The organism is Luteibacter sp. SVR4-7G, assembly GCF_056755555.1.
Genome location: NZ_JBPGXO010000001.1, coordinates 19,105 through 34,742, shown reverse-complemented (window position 1 = coordinate 34,742; position 15,638 = coordinate 19,105). Strand labels below are relative to the sequence as shown.

At 57.5% G+C, this 15,638-nt stretch carries 14 protein-coding genes; 4 read left to right on the top strand and 10 right to left on the bottom strand.

The genetic code is table 11. From position 1 onward, the window contains the following. Positions 1-15: 15 nt before the first annotated feature. Both ACR9ZH_RS00155 and ACR9ZH_RS00150 read right to left on the bottom strand, forming a co-directional pair. Entirely contained in the window at positions 16-699 is a 684-nt protein-coding gene (locus ACR9ZH_RS00155; RefSeq protein ID WP_481288729.1) for a hypothetical protein, read from the bottom strand. Further along, positions 686-2,497, bottom strand: a complete 1,812-nt coding sequence (locus ACR9ZH_RS00150; RefSeq protein ID WP_481288728.1) for a type IV secretory system conjugative DNA transfer family protein — start codon at positions 2,495-2,497, stop codon at positions 686-688. Before ACR9ZH_RS00150 ends, ACR9ZH_RS00155 begins: the two co-directional genes overlap by 14 nt. 693 nt (positions 2,498-3,190) lie before the next feature. On the opposite strand from ACR9ZH_RS00150, the gene ACR9ZH_RS00145 reads away from it, so the two are divergent. After that, entirely contained in the window at positions 3,191-3,472 is a 282-nt protein-coding gene (locus tag ACR9ZH_RS00145) for a hypothetical protein (protein ID WP_481288727.1), read from the top strand. 151 nt (positions 3,473-3,623) lie between these two features. Here the strand turns inward: ACR9ZH_RS00145 and ACR9ZH_RS00140 are convergent, their stop codons facing one another. Next, complete coding sequence (locus ACR9ZH_RS00140; protein WP_481288726.1) at positions 3,624-4,283, bottom strand: hypothetical protein; 660 nt, start codon at positions 4,281-4,283, stop codon at positions 3,624-3,626. 14 nt (positions 4,284-4,297) lie between these two features. Between ACR9ZH_RS00140 and ACR9ZH_RS00135 the strand changes: the two genes are divergently transcribed. Then, positions 4,298-4,882 carry a hypothetical protein gene (locus tag ACR9ZH_RS00135; protein ID WP_481288725.1) on the top strand — a complete coding sequence of 195 codons (585 nt, stop codon included), beginning with the start codon at positions 4,298-4,300 and terminating at the stop codon, positions 4,880-4,882. Positions 4,883-5,022: 140 nt separating this feature from the next. Here the strand turns inward: ACR9ZH_RS00135 and ACR9ZH_RS00130 are convergent, their stop codons facing one another. The 4 genes from ACR9ZH_RS00130 to ACR9ZH_RS00115 are packed head-to-tail and all read right to left on the bottom strand — an operon-like array spanning position 5,023 to position 9,892. Beyond that, entirely contained in the window at positions 5,023-5,604 is a 582-nt protein-coding gene (locus tag ACR9ZH_RS00130; protein ID WP_481288724.1) for a hypothetical protein, read from the bottom strand. Positions 5,605-5,649: 45 nt separating this feature from the next. After that, the gene (locus ACR9ZH_RS00125) at positions 5,650-6,459 is read right to left on the bottom strand and encodes a hypothetical protein (RefSeq protein ID WP_481288723.1); all 810 of its coding nucleotides are present in this window, start codon (positions 6,457-6,459) and stop codon (positions 5,650-5,652) included. Between the two features lie 8 nt (positions 6,460-6,467). Next, positions 6,468-8,621, bottom strand: coding sequence for a peptidase domain-containing ABC transporter (locus ACR9ZH_RS00120; protein ID WP_481288722.1), 2,154 nt, complete (start codon positions 8,619-8,621; stop codon positions 6,468-6,470). Beyond that, positions 8,618-9,892: an HlyD family secretion protein gene (locus tag ACR9ZH_RS00115; protein ID WP_481288721.1), complete on the bottom strand. Its 1,275-nt coding sequence runs from the start codon at positions 9,890-9,892 to the stop codon at positions 8,618-8,620. Before ACR9ZH_RS00115 ends, ACR9ZH_RS00120 begins: the two co-directional genes overlap by 4 nt. A 531-nt stretch (positions 9,893-10,423) precedes the next feature. Here ACR9ZH_RS00115 and ACR9ZH_RS00110 point away from each other — a divergent pair. Then, positions 10,424-11,572, top strand: a complete 1,149-nt coding sequence (locus ACR9ZH_RS00110; protein WP_481288720.1) for a hypothetical protein — start codon at positions 10,424-10,426, stop codon at positions 11,570-11,572. Between the two features lie 324 nt (positions 11,573-11,896). Then, a complete protein-coding gene (locus ACR9ZH_RS00105) occupies positions 11,897-12,406 on the top strand; it encodes a hypothetical protein (RefSeq protein WP_481288719.1) in 510 nt (169 codons plus the stop codon). Here the strand turns inward: ACR9ZH_RS00105 and ACR9ZH_RS00100 are convergent. The 3 genes from ACR9ZH_RS00100 to ACR9ZH_RS00090 all read right to left on the bottom strand — a co-directional run bounded on the left by ACR9ZH_RS00100 (position 12,375) and on the right by ACR9ZH_RS00090 (position 15,604). Continuing rightward, on the bottom strand, positions 12,375-13,370 hold the full coding sequence (locus ACR9ZH_RS00100) for an SOS response-associated peptidase family protein (RefSeq protein WP_481288718.1): 996 nt from the start codon (positions 13,368-13,370) through the stop codon (positions 12,375-12,377). The two genes, ACR9ZH_RS00105 and ACR9ZH_RS00100, sit on opposite strands and share 32 nt — an antisense overlap. 54 nt (positions 13,371-13,424) lie before the next feature. Further along, complete coding sequence (locus ACR9ZH_RS00095; protein WP_481288717.1) at positions 13,425-15,059, bottom strand: hypothetical protein; 1,635 nt, start codon at positions 15,057-15,059, stop codon at positions 13,425-13,427. Between the two features lie 251 nt (positions 15,060-15,310). Further along, positions 15,311-15,604: a hypothetical protein gene (locus ACR9ZH_RS00090; protein ID WP_481288716.1), complete on the bottom strand. Its 294-nt coding sequence runs from the start codon at positions 15,602-15,604 to the stop codon at positions 15,311-15,313. Positions 15,605-15,638 lie beyond the last annotated feature (34 nt).

The window sequence follows — 15,638 nt, the reverse complement described above, 5'->3', positions numbered from 1 at the left end:
TATTCCTCCGGATCCCTACCAGTCCGTTTTCTTGCTTTTGGCTAGCGCGTCACGAATCTTCTTGGGCTTGAATTTCTCCATCGGAATGAAGCCAATATTCTTCGGATACGAGACGTTCTCCTTGGCGAAGATAACCTCGTCCCTGCCCTCTTGCGCATCCTTGAAAATTGAGGTCGCGCTGGACAAGTGCCATTGTCCGTCCACCATCGAGAATGAATAGCTGGTCGACCCTCCATAGATGTTTTCATTTCTGAAGGTCACATGATTCGGCGTGAGACTGAGCTGGTCGTCCAGTTCGAGCCGTTCGGAAACTAAGTTGATCTGATTGGAATCGCAGTTCACCGCGTCGTGGGTGCGCCCGGTCACTTTCAACTCTCCAGCAAGCTCCCTGATGAGCACCAGCTCGCACGAATAGTTGTCGCCGTCAGCAGTAAATATGCCCCGGTTGGGGGCTGATTCTTTTGGGTTTCTAAGCACGATGGCAGCCACGCTTCCGCCTTCGCCATCGTTAACTGACTTGTATGCAAGCAATTCCTTGTTGTCTCCAACCAGATCCAGAATAGCCTGAGGAATAGCCCTTTGATCCGGCGCTTTCGCTTCCAATGCTCCTGCCCATGCCGCGGTAGCGGTCATGCCCGTTGCCGTTCCCAAAAACAGATGCTGTAGCTTCATTTCGTATCGCTCCTTAACCTCGCTCATGTCGCACTTGCAGTTTCGCCATAGACTGCCGCTCCCTTGGCCGGGTAACGCTGGAAGATCCATCCTGGCGATCGACGTGTTCATCGAGACGGGCAACTACGACAGGCTTCAACCCGGCCCGTTCCTTGAATCTCCTATCCTTGAAGAACCAATTCTTCTGGGCCCGAATCGGCTTACACCCCTCATAGAAGATCAGTTCGTCGTCCCCCGGAAGCTCCTTGATTTCCTGCGGTAGCAGCAGCGCACGCCGCTCTTCTACATGGCTGGTTGACACCTGTCGTCCGCCGCCGCCCTGACTGGTGCTGCGCTGCTGCTTCCGCACCGTCTTGTAGCCCAGCATCTCGCTGTATTCGTTCGCATCCGCCTGCTCGCGCGGCGCAAACACGATTTGCGCACCATGGTTCGTGATGAAGTTCTGCGCGTCGTGATCACCGTAAGTCGCCCGAAGCTGCGAGCGGCTCTGGATGATGCAGAGGTCCCGCACGCCATAACTTGCCGAGATCGAGATGCGCTTGGCCCACACGTCCACCCGGCCCATGGCGGTGAACTCGTCCATGAGCATCAACATCTGGTACTTGAGATCGGGGTCTTCGCCCTGTTGCTTGTCGAGGTTGTTGCCGATCACCGTGCTGAAGAAGATGTTGAGCAGCTTGCTGCTCTCGTCCAGCTTGTTGGTCGGAATGATCACGTAGAGGGTGGTCGGGGTCCGGCGCAGACTGTGAATGTCGATGTCCGTAGCGTTTGTCGCAGCAGCCAGTATCGGGCTCAGGAACTGCTGGAGCGGCGCCTGCATGCCGGCAATAACCGAGGAAAACGTGTCTTCTGCTAGACCCGCCAGGTTCTGGAACACCGTGCGCGTCTGCGGACTTATGTGTCCGGCGCCGGAGCGCTTGAGGATGCAGCCCAGCATCTCCCGGGTCGTCTGCCCGTCAGTACCGCTGGAAAGGCGCAGGATGCGCTCGAAGCTGGGAAAGTCAGGCGAGGTGTTAACCTCCTCCCCCGCGTCCTCTGGGTAGCGCTCGTCCCACACCTCGAACATATAGGAGGCAAAGGCGACAAAGGCCGCACGGCTCTGCGAGACCCAAAAGGGATCGCTACCTGGTTGGTCCGGATAAAGGATGGCGGCGATGGTCTGAAGCTCGCCGATCCGTTTCGCCGGACTCATGCCGGCAAGCAAGGTCATCGGATTGAAGCGATGAGTATTGCCGTCTTCGTCGTACGGAGCCCAGACCCGGATGACCTGCCCTTGGGCTTGACGCCACCCACTCGTGGCCTTGTGCAGTTCACCCTTCAGGTCCAGAACCACCATGGAGTGCTGATAGGTCAATAGCACCGGGATGGCAATACTCGTCGTCTTTCCCGATCGCGTCGGGCTGATCGTGATGACATGCTGCGCCCCATTCAGCCATATCTCTCGTCCCTTGTATTTACCGATGAGAATGCCCTGAGGCGTCTGCGTCAGCAGGCCGGCCTTCCTCAGATCGGCCAGTGTCGCGAAACAGGCATCGCCATGCGTGGACTCGGGGTTTGTGCGGCTCTTGAACAGCGACGCCAACGCAGCACACCAGCCGAGGAACGGCAAGGCGCACCCCACCGCCACGCCAAGCTTGATGCGCCACGCGTAAGGCACGTACGCCGGCTGATCCAGCGCCTGCACATAGCGCCACGCCGTATCCCACTTCACCGCGTATCCCTCGACGCCGAGGAACTGATAGGTGAAGTAACCTGAGCCATAGGCTGCCGCGGCAACGGCGGTGGAGGTGACAACGACGGCAGCAGCCGCCTTCCATGGATGCATGTGGGAACACTCCGTGCGAGACCGGCGGAAATGCTCGTGAATGTCGTCAGCGATGGCAATCATTCGTTGCCGTCTTGCGCTGTAGGCCTTGCTGTGCAGCGCCTCGGCGAGTTGCCGGAATCGCGTGTCGTTCTGTGGCGGCTTCCGATGATTCTTAAAGCAGATCGTTCGGACGATGCGGCGCAACGGCTACGCGACGGGCCTAGATGCCCGTACTCCAACGTCTTCGTTGGCCCTACAGACAAGCCCGAAGTGGATTGTTATCTTCGGGCCGTTGCCTGCACGCCGCTTCGAGATGCACGGTGCAGGCAACCATCGCTTTCATGCGGTGAGAGACGCGAGTCAAGGGTGCGCTAACACCCCTGACCCGCTGGCCATAACCAACCACTAAGGAAATTGATCATGGTTGCTTGCCATTGTACGGCACCCGCCCGTCCGCCGGATTCCTTCGGCGGTTCCCCCACCGGTCACCGAGCCGTCTGCGCATCTCGTAGACCCGGTTAACGCACCGGCGGCGTCGCCGTCTCGCCAAGATGTTTCTCAGCCGTTCCCTCCCACGGCGCATACGCGCACGCGCGGCTGAAGGGGCGTCGGCGCCGCCTTTCCAGATTCGAGCAAGACCGTACGGCGCCTGCGAAGGGCAGCTGGCGGACACGCGCGCCTGTCTTGCGATGGCAGGCCGAGGAGAACGCAATGAACGGATCGAAAGAACGCACCTACATGGTCGACCCGGATGCGACGGCACACGACCTGACCAACGACGCGACCGAGCTTCTGCAATCCGCACGCGGCTTGAGCCGTCTGCTGGCCGCGCTGATCTATGAAGCAGACGAGGTGGATTGCACCGACATGGCCTCCGCGCTCGATGCCATCGAGGCGCTGACGCAGTTGGGTCTTCTGTGTGCTACGCAGGCGTATACGCGGATGGTGTGGGATCAGACGCCGGCGGTGAGTGATGTTCTCAGGGGTGTGTGAGGCGCGGCTTTCTGGCGCCGGCGCGCTTACCACACGAACCATCGTCCCCTCTTAAGCTCTTGGGGAAGCGCGCTCGCGCGAAGAAGCCCCTTGCCTCCTCGTCCTCCGAGGGTGACGACGCCAGGGAGCGGGATGGGCTCACGCTCCCGCCTTAGTGTGATCCAGTTACGAACCGTTCCTGAGTCCTCAGGTGCCCGGACTGCTTGTTCGTCGCCGCCTGGCTCTTTGCCCACGCCTCAATCTCGAGTGAAAGCGCGGCTTGATGCGTGTCCTTGGCCGAATAGAAGATGGTCAATGTCGGAGCAGTGTCGCAGGACGAAGGCGGCGTCTTCCCGCGCTTCAAGAAGTAGTCCCCAACGGCGCACTTCACGTCGAGGAACCCGGCGGACCGGACGATCTGGCCGTCGCCATCCGTCACGAGGAACGCCCTCTTCCCCAGGCAGTTGTGAACCTCGCACGCGGTGTACAGTTTTGCTCCATCCGCAAGCGTCACCTCGGATGACGGAACGCCACCGAACACATAGTCGAACTGGGTGGGGAGGTCGGGCTCCGTGGTGGCTATCGCGCCTGTGCCGGCCGCCTGCGACGCAAATCCGTTGGCTCGTATCGACTCATGGCTGACGAATGTTCCCGTTCCGCCCTTGAGGAATGCGGCACCCTTCTCGATGAGCGCTTCATGGGGTCCAGGCCGTGTCCAGGCGAGGCTTTGCGAGTCGGGGGTATCGGCGGCCTGCGCCAAGCCTATCCCCGCAGCAACCAGCGACAGGCCGACGGCCACAGCACGACTTAGCTTCGCAAGATTCTTCGGCATCACGGAGTCTTCCCTTGAGCGCACTACAAGCCCTTCCACCTCTTCGCTATTCTTACGCGGGCGCCAGTGCGCGCCAATGGATGAAAAGGGGAAACGGGTTGATCATGGAGCGTCTTTGTCTTTCCGCCATCTGCGCGATCGGGCTCAGCACCGCTTTCAATGTAGAGGCAGCCGCTTGCACTTACGAGCGCGCGCACTACACGTACACAGCGGACCCTGGCCTGACCACGTCCTTCGTGAAACTTCCGCCCACCGCGGATTTCCTGGGCGACCTGGGCATGTTCCTCGATGTCCATGGCGAACACCGCTACGCCTTCGTCTTTGATGGGGGCTCACGGTTCACAAAGACGGTCATTCCTGTGCCGTTTACCGGCGCCATGGCCTGGACCATCGTGGAAGGGAAACGGAGCGAAACCGGCTTGCAGCCGATGGATTTCCATCAGTGGAGCGGGGACAAGCTCTTCGATACGGTGCCGCGAACCGGCGCACCGGCTCCGGAGGTGCTTTTCATTCCGGCGTTGGACGAGGCGTTACGGCATCCGCCAAGCCCCACGCTGAGGCCGTGGCCAGGGTTCTTCAAGTTGTCGCGGTGTGGGTGAGTTCCCGCTTTTCTCTCTCAGCTGCTGATACGACGAGCGCACGAAGCTCGCATGTCCGATGTAGTTCTCCGCCACGCTTGTCTTGTGCAAGGCGTGCAACAATCGTCGCACGCCTTGCAGTTCTGCAACCTTGGCAAGGATCAATACACCGCGCAGTGGTCGAGTTCTACGACCGCACCTCCTTGCACGCCGTAGTTGCCCATAAGCATTGCCTCCTTCCCAAACACGACTTCGTTCCCTCGGACTGAGACCAATACCGACTTTCCACTCAACAGAGGGATACTGAAAGGATGATTCTCATCGATAACAACCTTTCCCCTCATATCGTTCGATTCGGGGAAGTAGGTGACTCTTATGAGTCGTCCACCCTCCCTGTAAATCGCGATCTGGCCAGGGAAAGCATGCTCGAGAACATATGCTTTCGCAGTTCCTGGGTCATGGAGGCGTTCGAGGGCGGTTCGGTCGCCATCCGAACAGGTAGCGTCACGAGGCACGACAGCCGTTAAGTACGCCTCGTGAATATCATTCCGGCTAAGACCGCTTACCTTTAGGACGCTGCCAAAAAGCTGCTCTCCCGGGTTATTACTGATGGCATCGAACAATGTCTGAGGAACGGGCGTCGGCGCCGACGGAGCGGGAACAGTTTGAGACTGTGCCCGCACACCAACGCCGCATGCCACGAAAGCGGCGACAACGCAGAAGCCTAACTTCGATGGATTCAAACGTAACCTCCTAAATCAGGGGCATCGCATCAACGGAGCGCACCGTCACTGAGTTCCGCCATGAGCGTAATAGTACTGCCTGTAGTACGACTCATAGGAAATCCCGCCGGTCATTTCATGCTGGCCATATAGCGATCCGATATTCTCGGCCGCCTGAAATAGCAGTTCATGACCCTGCGAATAGCTCGTGTACTCAGCATCATAAATAGGGCGGTTCGCAGCTTCGTTCCCTGTAGCAATCTGGATATCGTGACCACCCGCTGCGACAATTTCGTGCTGGACGCGCTCATTCCAGATGGTGGCGTACCCTTCACCAGTGAGATTGTCCCTCACGTACTGGTCAGCGCTGACCTTGCTTGGGTCCTCCGCAACTGGATGCTCCATATGGCCGAACTCGTGCGCAAGTTGCTGAACGATATTGTCGGCATTGCCCTGGTATGCGCTGCCTATGTGGATCGTTCCCGAAACAGAGTTGGTAAAAACAGTCTTACTTCCCGACGGGTCGTATACGAAATTGAAATTGTATGTCGCCGTTGCGTTAGCAATTTCTTGTGCCAGCGTGGGTGACATCTGCGCATATGCAGTGAGATCAATTCCAAGCTGCGCCTGTATACGGGCCAATCCGGATTTCTGTTGAGTGGTCAGCCCGCCCCCGGTTCCGCCAGGCGTGCTTGAGCCACCGCCGCCCGAGTCGGGCCCCGTAGTCGGCGGGCTGTATGGGAGGCTTCCACCTTGACCAGGATCCGGGTGCACCGTAATCCCGCCGAGATCCACCGGGTCCTGGGGCTGAAGGCCGCCGGCAACAAAATAGAGTTCTTCCAGAAGCAATTCGCGCACTTTGATGTCCTTTTGCAAGTGATGTTTCAGCTAACTAGTCCCGCTTTCTCAACTTCTTTAATCCCTCCCTGACTTACAACCATGATTCGGTTCGCTGAGCGTATGGTCTCGACTCGATGAGCCACTATCATCCGGGTCATCTGCAGGCGAGAAAATTCTTGATTGATGCGCATCTCAGCGGCGATGTCCAAATGACTCGTAGCTTCGTCCAGTACCGCAATAGAGGGTTCTCGATAAAACAACCGAGCCAACCATAGCCGCTGCTGTTGCCCCCCAGACAGCGTCGATCCCATGTCCCCAACCAGAGTGCGATAGCCCATGGGCATAGAAACGATATCGCCATGGAGCTGGGCGCGGCTCGCCGCTGCAATTACCGCGGCCATGGTCGATGTAGGGTCGAAAAATGAAATGTTATCCTCGATCGTGCCGGCAAACAGGCGATCGTCTTGCATTACGCTGGCAGCCATTGCGCGGTACGCCGTCTTTCCAAGGTGCCTGAGGTCGACGCCACCGATGCGAATGGCGCCCGATGCTGGCTCAAGCAAACCGAGCGCAAGTCTTGCAATCGTGCTCTTCCCGCACCCAGACGGCCCTACGAATGCCACGGCCTCGCCGGCTTCGATTCGGAAGGAGCAGTCCCGAAGAATCCACGGTTCGCCATCGGCGTATCTGAAGCTGACACGATCGAATTCGATGGAAGCTTCAGGCAGGGGTCCCCGATAGACCCCTTCGGTGAAAGGTTCAACGGGAGTTAGTGCTATGTCCGCCAGCCGCTCAGTCTGCAGGTGGAGCAGGCGATACTGAAGAAAATAGTCAATCAAGTTTGAAGCCCGCGCCAAAAACTGATCGGCGTATGCCACGAAGGCCATTAGGGACCCAGCGCTAAACTCGCCTTTCAGGGAAAGCCAGGCGCCGAACCATAGCACTGCGATACGCTGCCCCCCTGACACAAGGCCATGCACCGACGAGAATGCGAGATTTAGCTTCTGTATCCTTACCGACGTATTGAGCGCCTCGGCTACCGTGTTCAGATAATGACTGGTTCTCGCAGATCCTTTGTTGTATAGGCGTATGGTCTGGCTCCCCCTAACAGATTCCATGAACGCAGTCTGTTGCTTTGCATTGACTACAATCTGGCTCAAGTTGGCTTCTTTTAGAGTGGAGAAGTAGAGCGCGCGAAGCCCGCCGTAAAGAGCCACACAGAACGCGATAAGCATTGCCAATGGCACGCTATACACACAGAGCAACGCGAGCGTAAGTACAGCCATCAAGCCATCAAGTAACCCGCCGACGAATTGCGTTGTCAGGGTCTGCTGAATGGATGTGACTGCGTTGAACCTCGATACGATGTCACCAAGATGTCGCTTAAAAAAATACTCTTGTGGAAGCTTCAGAAGATGCTGAAAGATGCGCCCTGTCCACGACAGGTTGAATTGCGTTCCTATCCAGACTAGAAGCCATGTACGCATCGCAGTTACTGCTGTCTGCAACAGCATCAGAAACGTGAAGCTGACCCCGAGCAAGCTGAGAAGTTGATGATCCCCATCCGCAAGAACCTGGTCTACCACCAACTGCAAGTACTGAGGTGACAAGAGAGCAAATAGCTCCAGGACCAGCGCAAGGAAAAACACCTGCACCAAACCCTTTCCTAGTCCCTGAATCGATCCACCAACTGATCGAATCGTCACTTGCGCGCCTGGCTTTCTCCGTTGAAATTCGGGACCTGGAGTCAACTCAAGTGCAACACCTGTAAAGTGGTCTCCGAAAGCATCGACACCCATCCGTCGAACGCCTGAGGCTGGATCGTATATTGTGACTTTCTTCGGTGAGATTGAGGCAAGCACAACAAAATGGTCGAGGTCAATATGGACTATGCACGGCAGCTTGAGATGTTTCAGCTCATCAAGCTCCAGCCGTACTGCTCGTCCAGCCAGGTTCATCGCCTGAGCCATGTCCAGGAGATGGGAAAGCCTCACGCCTTTCAGCGACAGTGAAAAGCGTCGGCGTAGGTCCATCAAACTGTAGTTTGCGCCGTAAAAGTCCATCACCATGGCAAGGCAGGCAAGACCGCATTCGGCACTTTCCGCCTGGCGAACGAGGCGCAAACGCCTCCGCCATCGGAATCTCAGCAGCTGATCCGACTCGCCGTTCTCGTGATCATCAACAGTTTTCGTGCTCAAGGCGCGCGCTCATCCAGCCTTTGGCTTGCACCGAACAATGGTTCGAGCAACCATTCAAGCAAAGTACGCCGGTCTAACAACATATCGGCTTCTACAGCCATCCCGGGGAGCAGCCTTTCTTCTCTGCCATAGGCAGATATGGCTTGCCTATCGAGATTCACGCGGACACGGTACTGAGGCATGCCGTCGCGGTTCCCAGCTCCGCCAATAGCGTCGACCTCGCTTGGTGTTAATGCGCTTTTCGACAATTGCGAGACTCGACCCCTCTGGATGCCAAATTTTTGATAAGGGAACGCAATGTAATGCAGTCGGACCTCTGTCCCCACATGCACAAATCCAATGGCAGAACTAGGCACTAAAAGCTGGGCTTCAAGAGGAGAAGAAGCCGGCACTATCGAAAGAAGAGGTTCGCCTGTGCTTATAGTCTGCCCCACCTCTGCCAAAAGGGAGGAAACAACGCCAGCACCAGTAGCAACGATAGTACTTGAGCGGCCTGCTTCGTTCTCGAAGCTTTGTTGCCTGAGTTGAGCTCGCTGACGGCGAATCTCATTACGACGACTCTCGGAATTAGCGGGGATTTGTTCCAACTGGCTTCGAACTTCGGCCAGCTGACGCTGTGTCTCCGACTTTTGCCGCAGCAAGGATTCAATTTCAGACTTTGAATCGATGGCTTGCGCCTCCTGTTGCTGAATTTGAAGCTGCGACACATAGCCCTTCTTCACTAACGGCCGGATACGCTCAAGGAGGGCCACATAGCCCGCCGACTGTTGGCGACTTAGCTCAAGCTGCTTAGAGAACTGGCTGACCTGTTTGACCAGCAGGGCTTCACTTTGCCTAAAGGCTTCGGTCTGGCGCGAGGCGATCTCTTCGAGACCTTTCTCTTCGTCGCTCAAAGCACGGTCTTGCAACTGGAGGCTGTCGGCAACTCCCGCACCAGTAGCACCTAATGCTTGACTGTTTCTTTCTCCGGAGACTCGCAGCAATACTTGGCCCACAGCGACTGCATCGCCTTCGGAAACCAACACCGCAGATACTGTCCCCGACGAGCGTGAGGTTATGCGGACTAGTCCTCCGTGTGGAACGAGCATTCCAAATACTCTTTCACGGCGGGTGTAATGACCGAAGACGAGCCACATAACGATGGCCGCCGCGACCAATACAGCCACGCCTACCCAAACGTAATGGGCCAAAGGAGACGCAATACTGACTGGACCGAGTCCGTCGTCGCGTTTGACAGTGAATGACTGCGGACGAAAAAGCGGCGCGTCCATTCAAGCTTCCCAAGATTCCATTCGTCCCCCCATCCCTATCGGCGTAAGTTTGTCACCGCTTGTGGAAGAACTATGCACAAGACTCTTGCCCTGTGCAAACGCAATTTCTTGCTACCTGATCTAGCCAACAGATGCGTTTTTTCCGACGACAGACCACGGCACGTACCCCAACCCGGTTGCAGTGCCAAAGTTATTAGGGAGCATTGCGCGCTCGGCCATCGCCGGAAGTGTTATGGCGATGGTCTATCTAAATTTCGTCAAGACGATCGGGTCGTTAATAACAAGCGAGCCGTGCGCTCGTACCACCAGGCAAGCTGGCAGGTACCTCGGCGTAAGCGAAAGAATATTCCGCTGGCCGAGGGGTGGCCGCCGCTTCGTCCGGCAAACCGCAAACGAGACCTCTCAACCCGCTGATATGACGAGGGGGCACGATCACGGTAGAGCAGTACGACGTTGTGCATATTCGGCATCGGTCTAAAATTTTTTGCTCATGTGCCGATATATCGCTGACCCTAGATCAGGAGATACGTCGTGACATCACCACCCAATCCGTCGCAATTCGAGCAACTCTCGGTCTTGCTGAAGTGGCTTTCGAACAGAGCAGCCTCACTGGGTGCAGCCGCGCTATGTATTGCGTCGCTTCTATGGGTCGACTTCCGACATGAGTTTGCGCTACCGGTCGGATTCGCAGACGGAAGCGTTCTCGCCGCGCTGCCTGCACTTGTGGGGGTTACTTGCACATGCATCGGCATGCTTGTGGGAACCCTGAGCTTTCCTGCGCAAATGCTTACCGCCAAACTGCATAAGGATGGACCGACCCTAGCCAGCGTCTTCCAGCGATCGCTTCCGGAAGGAGAGAAGGATTCGAGCGCTTCTTCCATAGCTTCGATACGTCGATCGCTGATCTGGCGCTGGGCGCTTGTCATGCTCTTTCTCGGCGCCACTTGGGCCCTGTGCATTGCCTGGGCTTCATTGAACCCCGAGGTCGCCGTCTGGAAGCCGCTCTTGGTATTCATACCGGCAATTGGCTTATCGGTCCTCGCCCTGCGACCGGTGGCCAAGAGAGTGGCGACAGAGAAGCCCGTCTCTCGGTGGTACTACGCTGGACTCGCCCAGGCATTTGGCTTCCAGGCCATGCTCGCCTTCTTCTTTCTCTACGGTGTTTTGACGGGTGCCACAGAGGTCGACCTCACCGATCTTATCGAGAGAGCCTTGTGTCTGTTCGTTATTCTTCTCTTTGTGGCGATGATGCAACTCGCCGTAGCAAAAATCATCATTCGAGGCTGGTACCCGAATCTACTCAAGCACCTTGTTTGCGTCGCATTCGTGGTGACCACCATTGCCGCCAGCGCTCCTCCGGTAGGAGCTCGCTTAGCGGGATTCGCATTCCTTTCCAGTGCGACGCCTCGCCAACTCTGCACGATATTCGTCGTTCGTCATCAGGCAACCGATTCGCCCTTGTCCCCGCTGTTGTCCGATAAGAACAAGGGTAGAACCCGCCCTATGCATTTTGTTTTCCCGTTCAACGGCGCGTTCTTCGTGAAGGAGAAGGCTGACTATCCGACTTACATTCTCGATGCCAAGGAAGTTACTTCTACGGAATCCTGCATCGATACTAGCGAAGGTCAGGCTACGAAAGGCGAAGTCGACGGCAAAAACTCTGGGCATGCAGCCACCTGACAGCACTACACCGCCATGCGCCAGCGCCACGTCTTCTGAACTGATGCGCATGGTGATGTCGATGGGATCGCCAAGGATGGCCTCTAGATCGGCATCGCGACAAATACCCGCTGCGATGAATGAGATCGGTTCGCGCAATATTCCCGAATGAATTGTCTCGGGGGTGGCCCGGACAAAGAGTCCGCCTCAGGCGGCAGCATGAAAATGCCGGCCGCCGAGCACCGCGCTGAGGCCGGGCCCAGGATTCTCAAGCTGTCGCAATGCGGCTGAGTCCCGCCTTCACATCTCTCAACTGCTGATACAACGAGGGAGCACGATGCGCGCATGGCCGAGCTCGAACCTCCTTCTTCCTCACTCTCCGACGATGACGTGCGCTGGCTCATGGTGCGCACGGCGCGGTCGCTTGGGCGGCTGTGGGCTCGCCTCAGGCGCTTTAGCCGTCAGCCCGGGCGGCCGCCGATGTACCCGTTGTGTGCCAGGGATGTGACACCGCCCGAACCCTGGCTGGAGTCCGTGCCGGGGAACACCAGTCTGAGTGGCGTCATCAGCGCGGTGCTGCTGGCTCAATGCCTGCTCATCGATGCCGCCGTCTCGCCAGAGCCGCCTGACCGGCGGCGGGTCTGTCTGATTGTCCAGCACGTGAGTTGCGGCGCATTGGGATGGTCGGCCTGCACCTTGCGCATCGCGAGGAAGCTGGGCGTGGCTCTGTCCGATACCCTCTGGGACGAGACCCATGGCACTTCCCTGCACCGCGAAATCTATAGACTGGACGGGACCTTCGACGAATCCGCGCGAGCCCGGGCTACTCCGCTTTCCCAGCGTCACGCTCGCTGAGCTGGTGCTCGTAGTAGACGTCGATGGGGTTGTCGAGGATGGCTTCCTGCTCGGCGAGGTGCCGGGGATCGGGATCCAGCCAGGTGTCCAGGGACTCCGGCCTGATCGCGATGATGCACCGGTCGTGCCCCGCCGCCCGGACTTCCGGTGGCGGCGGTCGGCTGATGGCCGCGAAGGAGTAGAAGCCGGCCTCGTCATCCGTGGATTCGCTGTAGCTCCACAGGCAGGCCAGGAACATGTCCTGGGTCGGCTCGGGGCGAAACTCGAGCTCGACCGAGATCTCCCGTTCGCCTGGGGCGAGCGGCCGGCGCTGGAGGTCGTGGAGCTTCACGGCTTCGAAGAAACGGCTCGCCACGACCACCGCATGGTTGTATCCCCATAGCTTCCGCCAGACGGTGGACAGGCTGTCCCGCCGGGCCATGTACGTACCCGGCTTTTCGCGCTCGTCGGCAGCGGTCCAACCGGGCAGCCGGCAGCGGTAACGCATGGGGACCACCCTCTTCTCGCCCGTTGCCGGATCGCGAATAAGGACCGGGGCGTAGTGGCCGGGCCAGATGCGGTCGAAGCCGTCCTGGATGGCGAAATCGTTGACTTCACTGAGTTTGCGGCGGGCTTCCGCGACCTTGTTGGTGGCTACGCGCTTGTCGGTGGCCGCCTTCTTGGTGGGCTTGGGGCCAGCGAGGACCGCCTCGGCACGGGTCAGGCGGTCGGTCTGTTCGGCGATCAGCTGTTCCTGGGCAAGCGCCGCGACGCGGTACGCCTCCAGGGCGGCGTTCCTTGCCTCCTCGTCCTCCGGGAGAGACGAGGCCAGGAAGGCGTTGCGCATGGCCTTGGGAACAGCGCTCATCCAGGTACCGGCTTCCGCCGCCCAGCCTGCCAGGCGGGCGAAGGCGGGCATGTCGAGGGTGCCGCCGTAGCGTTGGTAGATGCGGAAGTCGGCTAGGATTTTGGCGGAGTAGCACATGGGGGGAGGTAGCTACCTGCGTATCGTGGCTGTGGCACTAGTTAGAACGTATGGCTACGACGGAGTGCCCTCGCTGATCTGCATGTACTCGATAGGAAGCAGAAAGTCGTTCGAAAGTCGGGCCAAGAATTGACGCGTGGGGCCGTCAACTTCGGCCTCAGCCACGACTACAATTTTCTTCGGTTGGAGACCGTGGGGACGGAAACCGTATTCGAGCAACTGCCCTATAGCTTGCCTAATGGCCTCGGAAGCTGTCTTGGCGACCTTAATTTCATATAGCGACGACACAATTCCTTCCTTCACAACCACAGCATCAGCATAGCCGCCCGTCCCTGTTGGCAACTCGGTTCGCACGTAGTCCTCGCCAAATTCATTGCAAAGCTGCTTATACAAAGCCGTTTGCAACTGGTTGTGCTTCAACACTACCTCGCGTCTTTCGGGAGCAATTGTCGCAAAAGCTGACACCGGCTTAGGCACGTGGCCGGGTCGGAAATTGTTGACCAAATTCTTTGCTCGAAGTTGATCAATCACGAACCAGGGGAAAATATTCCTCGTAAGATGGTCGCCATCGAAGTCGCACGCTCGATCGAGATGCGAGGTGAGCGCAATTGCTTTTACAGCCCAATTGTCAGAATCTGGGATTCTGAAGTGAGTGTTTTCCGCGAACCAAGCCAAAACTTCGTCGTGGGACTTGCCATCCACAGTGGTGTGATAGAAGGTCGGATGGATGGCCGAGAACGCTCGCGCAATCAGCATCCGCGGAACCTTGTTGATACGGCCGGAAGCTTTCCAAGCGACGAAAAGCTCCACTACCCTTTGATAATTTTCGGGTCTATAGTCGGACGCAATATCGGCTGTTACTTCGAGAATGTCGTCCCAATTCGCATCGATACTTTCGAAACTTAGCAATCCCTGCCCGGAATTGCTTACTTGATTATCCCGAGCCCTCCAAACCGTCGAAGCCACATCCGCAAATCGTCCTTCTGACAGTGCGATTTGGATGTCCGAAACGGTACGTGTATACGCAGGTAGCCACCGGTCAACGAACCAGGTTTCACCGGCACGAAAGGAGTCCAGGAACCGAACCGCATCCTCTTTCAGGACAGGACCACGCAGCCGCATTCTTGTTAGCTCCGATGTACCATCCCCGGAAGTTGCCTCAATCTCTTCCAGTATGGCTTCGATACGACTTACCACATGCCTACCAACGTTATTGGCGGGAAGAAGACCTCTTATCCAACTACGACCTAGCCGATCAAGCACCGCAGATATATTTTGCATCCGTAGTTCGATTGAACCCTCGGTCCTTCCAAGCTTCGCTGCGAGTTCGCGGTAGACCGCGAGCTTAGTTGGCGCCAACCCGCGCTGCTCCTCGTCAAGCATCCTTCGATACTCAACGATGCATTGCCTGAGCTCGCCATCCGTCCAACTTCTTCCACTCGCGGCAAGCGAAATCTTGAGCGTATCGCCTGATTTATCGCGAATGAAGCGCGTCGAATTCGGTCCTGCGGCTGTAGCAACTGCACGACGCAACGCTTGATGCGGAGTGAGTCCAATAGGGCTGTTGCGTCGCCCAGGCGTACTTAGCAGTTCTGGAAAGCGCAATCCGACGAGATCGGCTAGCTCACTTGCGCTCAATGCACCCATATGCTCCGACAAAATCAGAGCCATTGCTTCTGGCAGGTTCATTCCTCCCCCCCTCTGATAGTCAATAGAACTGACCCTTGTCTCAATCAACAGTCCAGCTTCATTAATCGTCACGCGTTCTGCGGTGGTAGCCTTCCTGTCGGCTTAGACCAGGACGGGGCTAGGCGCCGCCAGACGAGCCTGCTAGTAACGATCAGCTCCTTGGCAAGTGCAGCTATACCGCTCGTCTCAACGGCATTGATGCTCACCCCTTCCGTTGACGGCACTGGCAGAGCATTCTCACGCTCAGCCCTCTACCTGCCGTGGTCGCAATTTATCTGCAAGCTCGCGAGTACGTTGCCGGGCGCCGTCTTAGCTGGATTGACTTCTTGGCGGGGGCCGTGATCGCCATGATGTACTTTCTGTTTTGGATTGCGGCGTTGACGAAGGCCCGCATCGAGGCGCTCGTCATGTACTTGCAGATCGCGGTCGAGTAGAAGAGCACTAATGGCACCAACGAACTCCGGGAGTTTGAGCCGGCCATCGATCGAAAAAAGGTCCATTGACATCACCAACCCCATGCCCTTCCTCACAAGTTCAACTTCCATATGAACTTGATTGCCAGCGACGTCACCCCGTCTT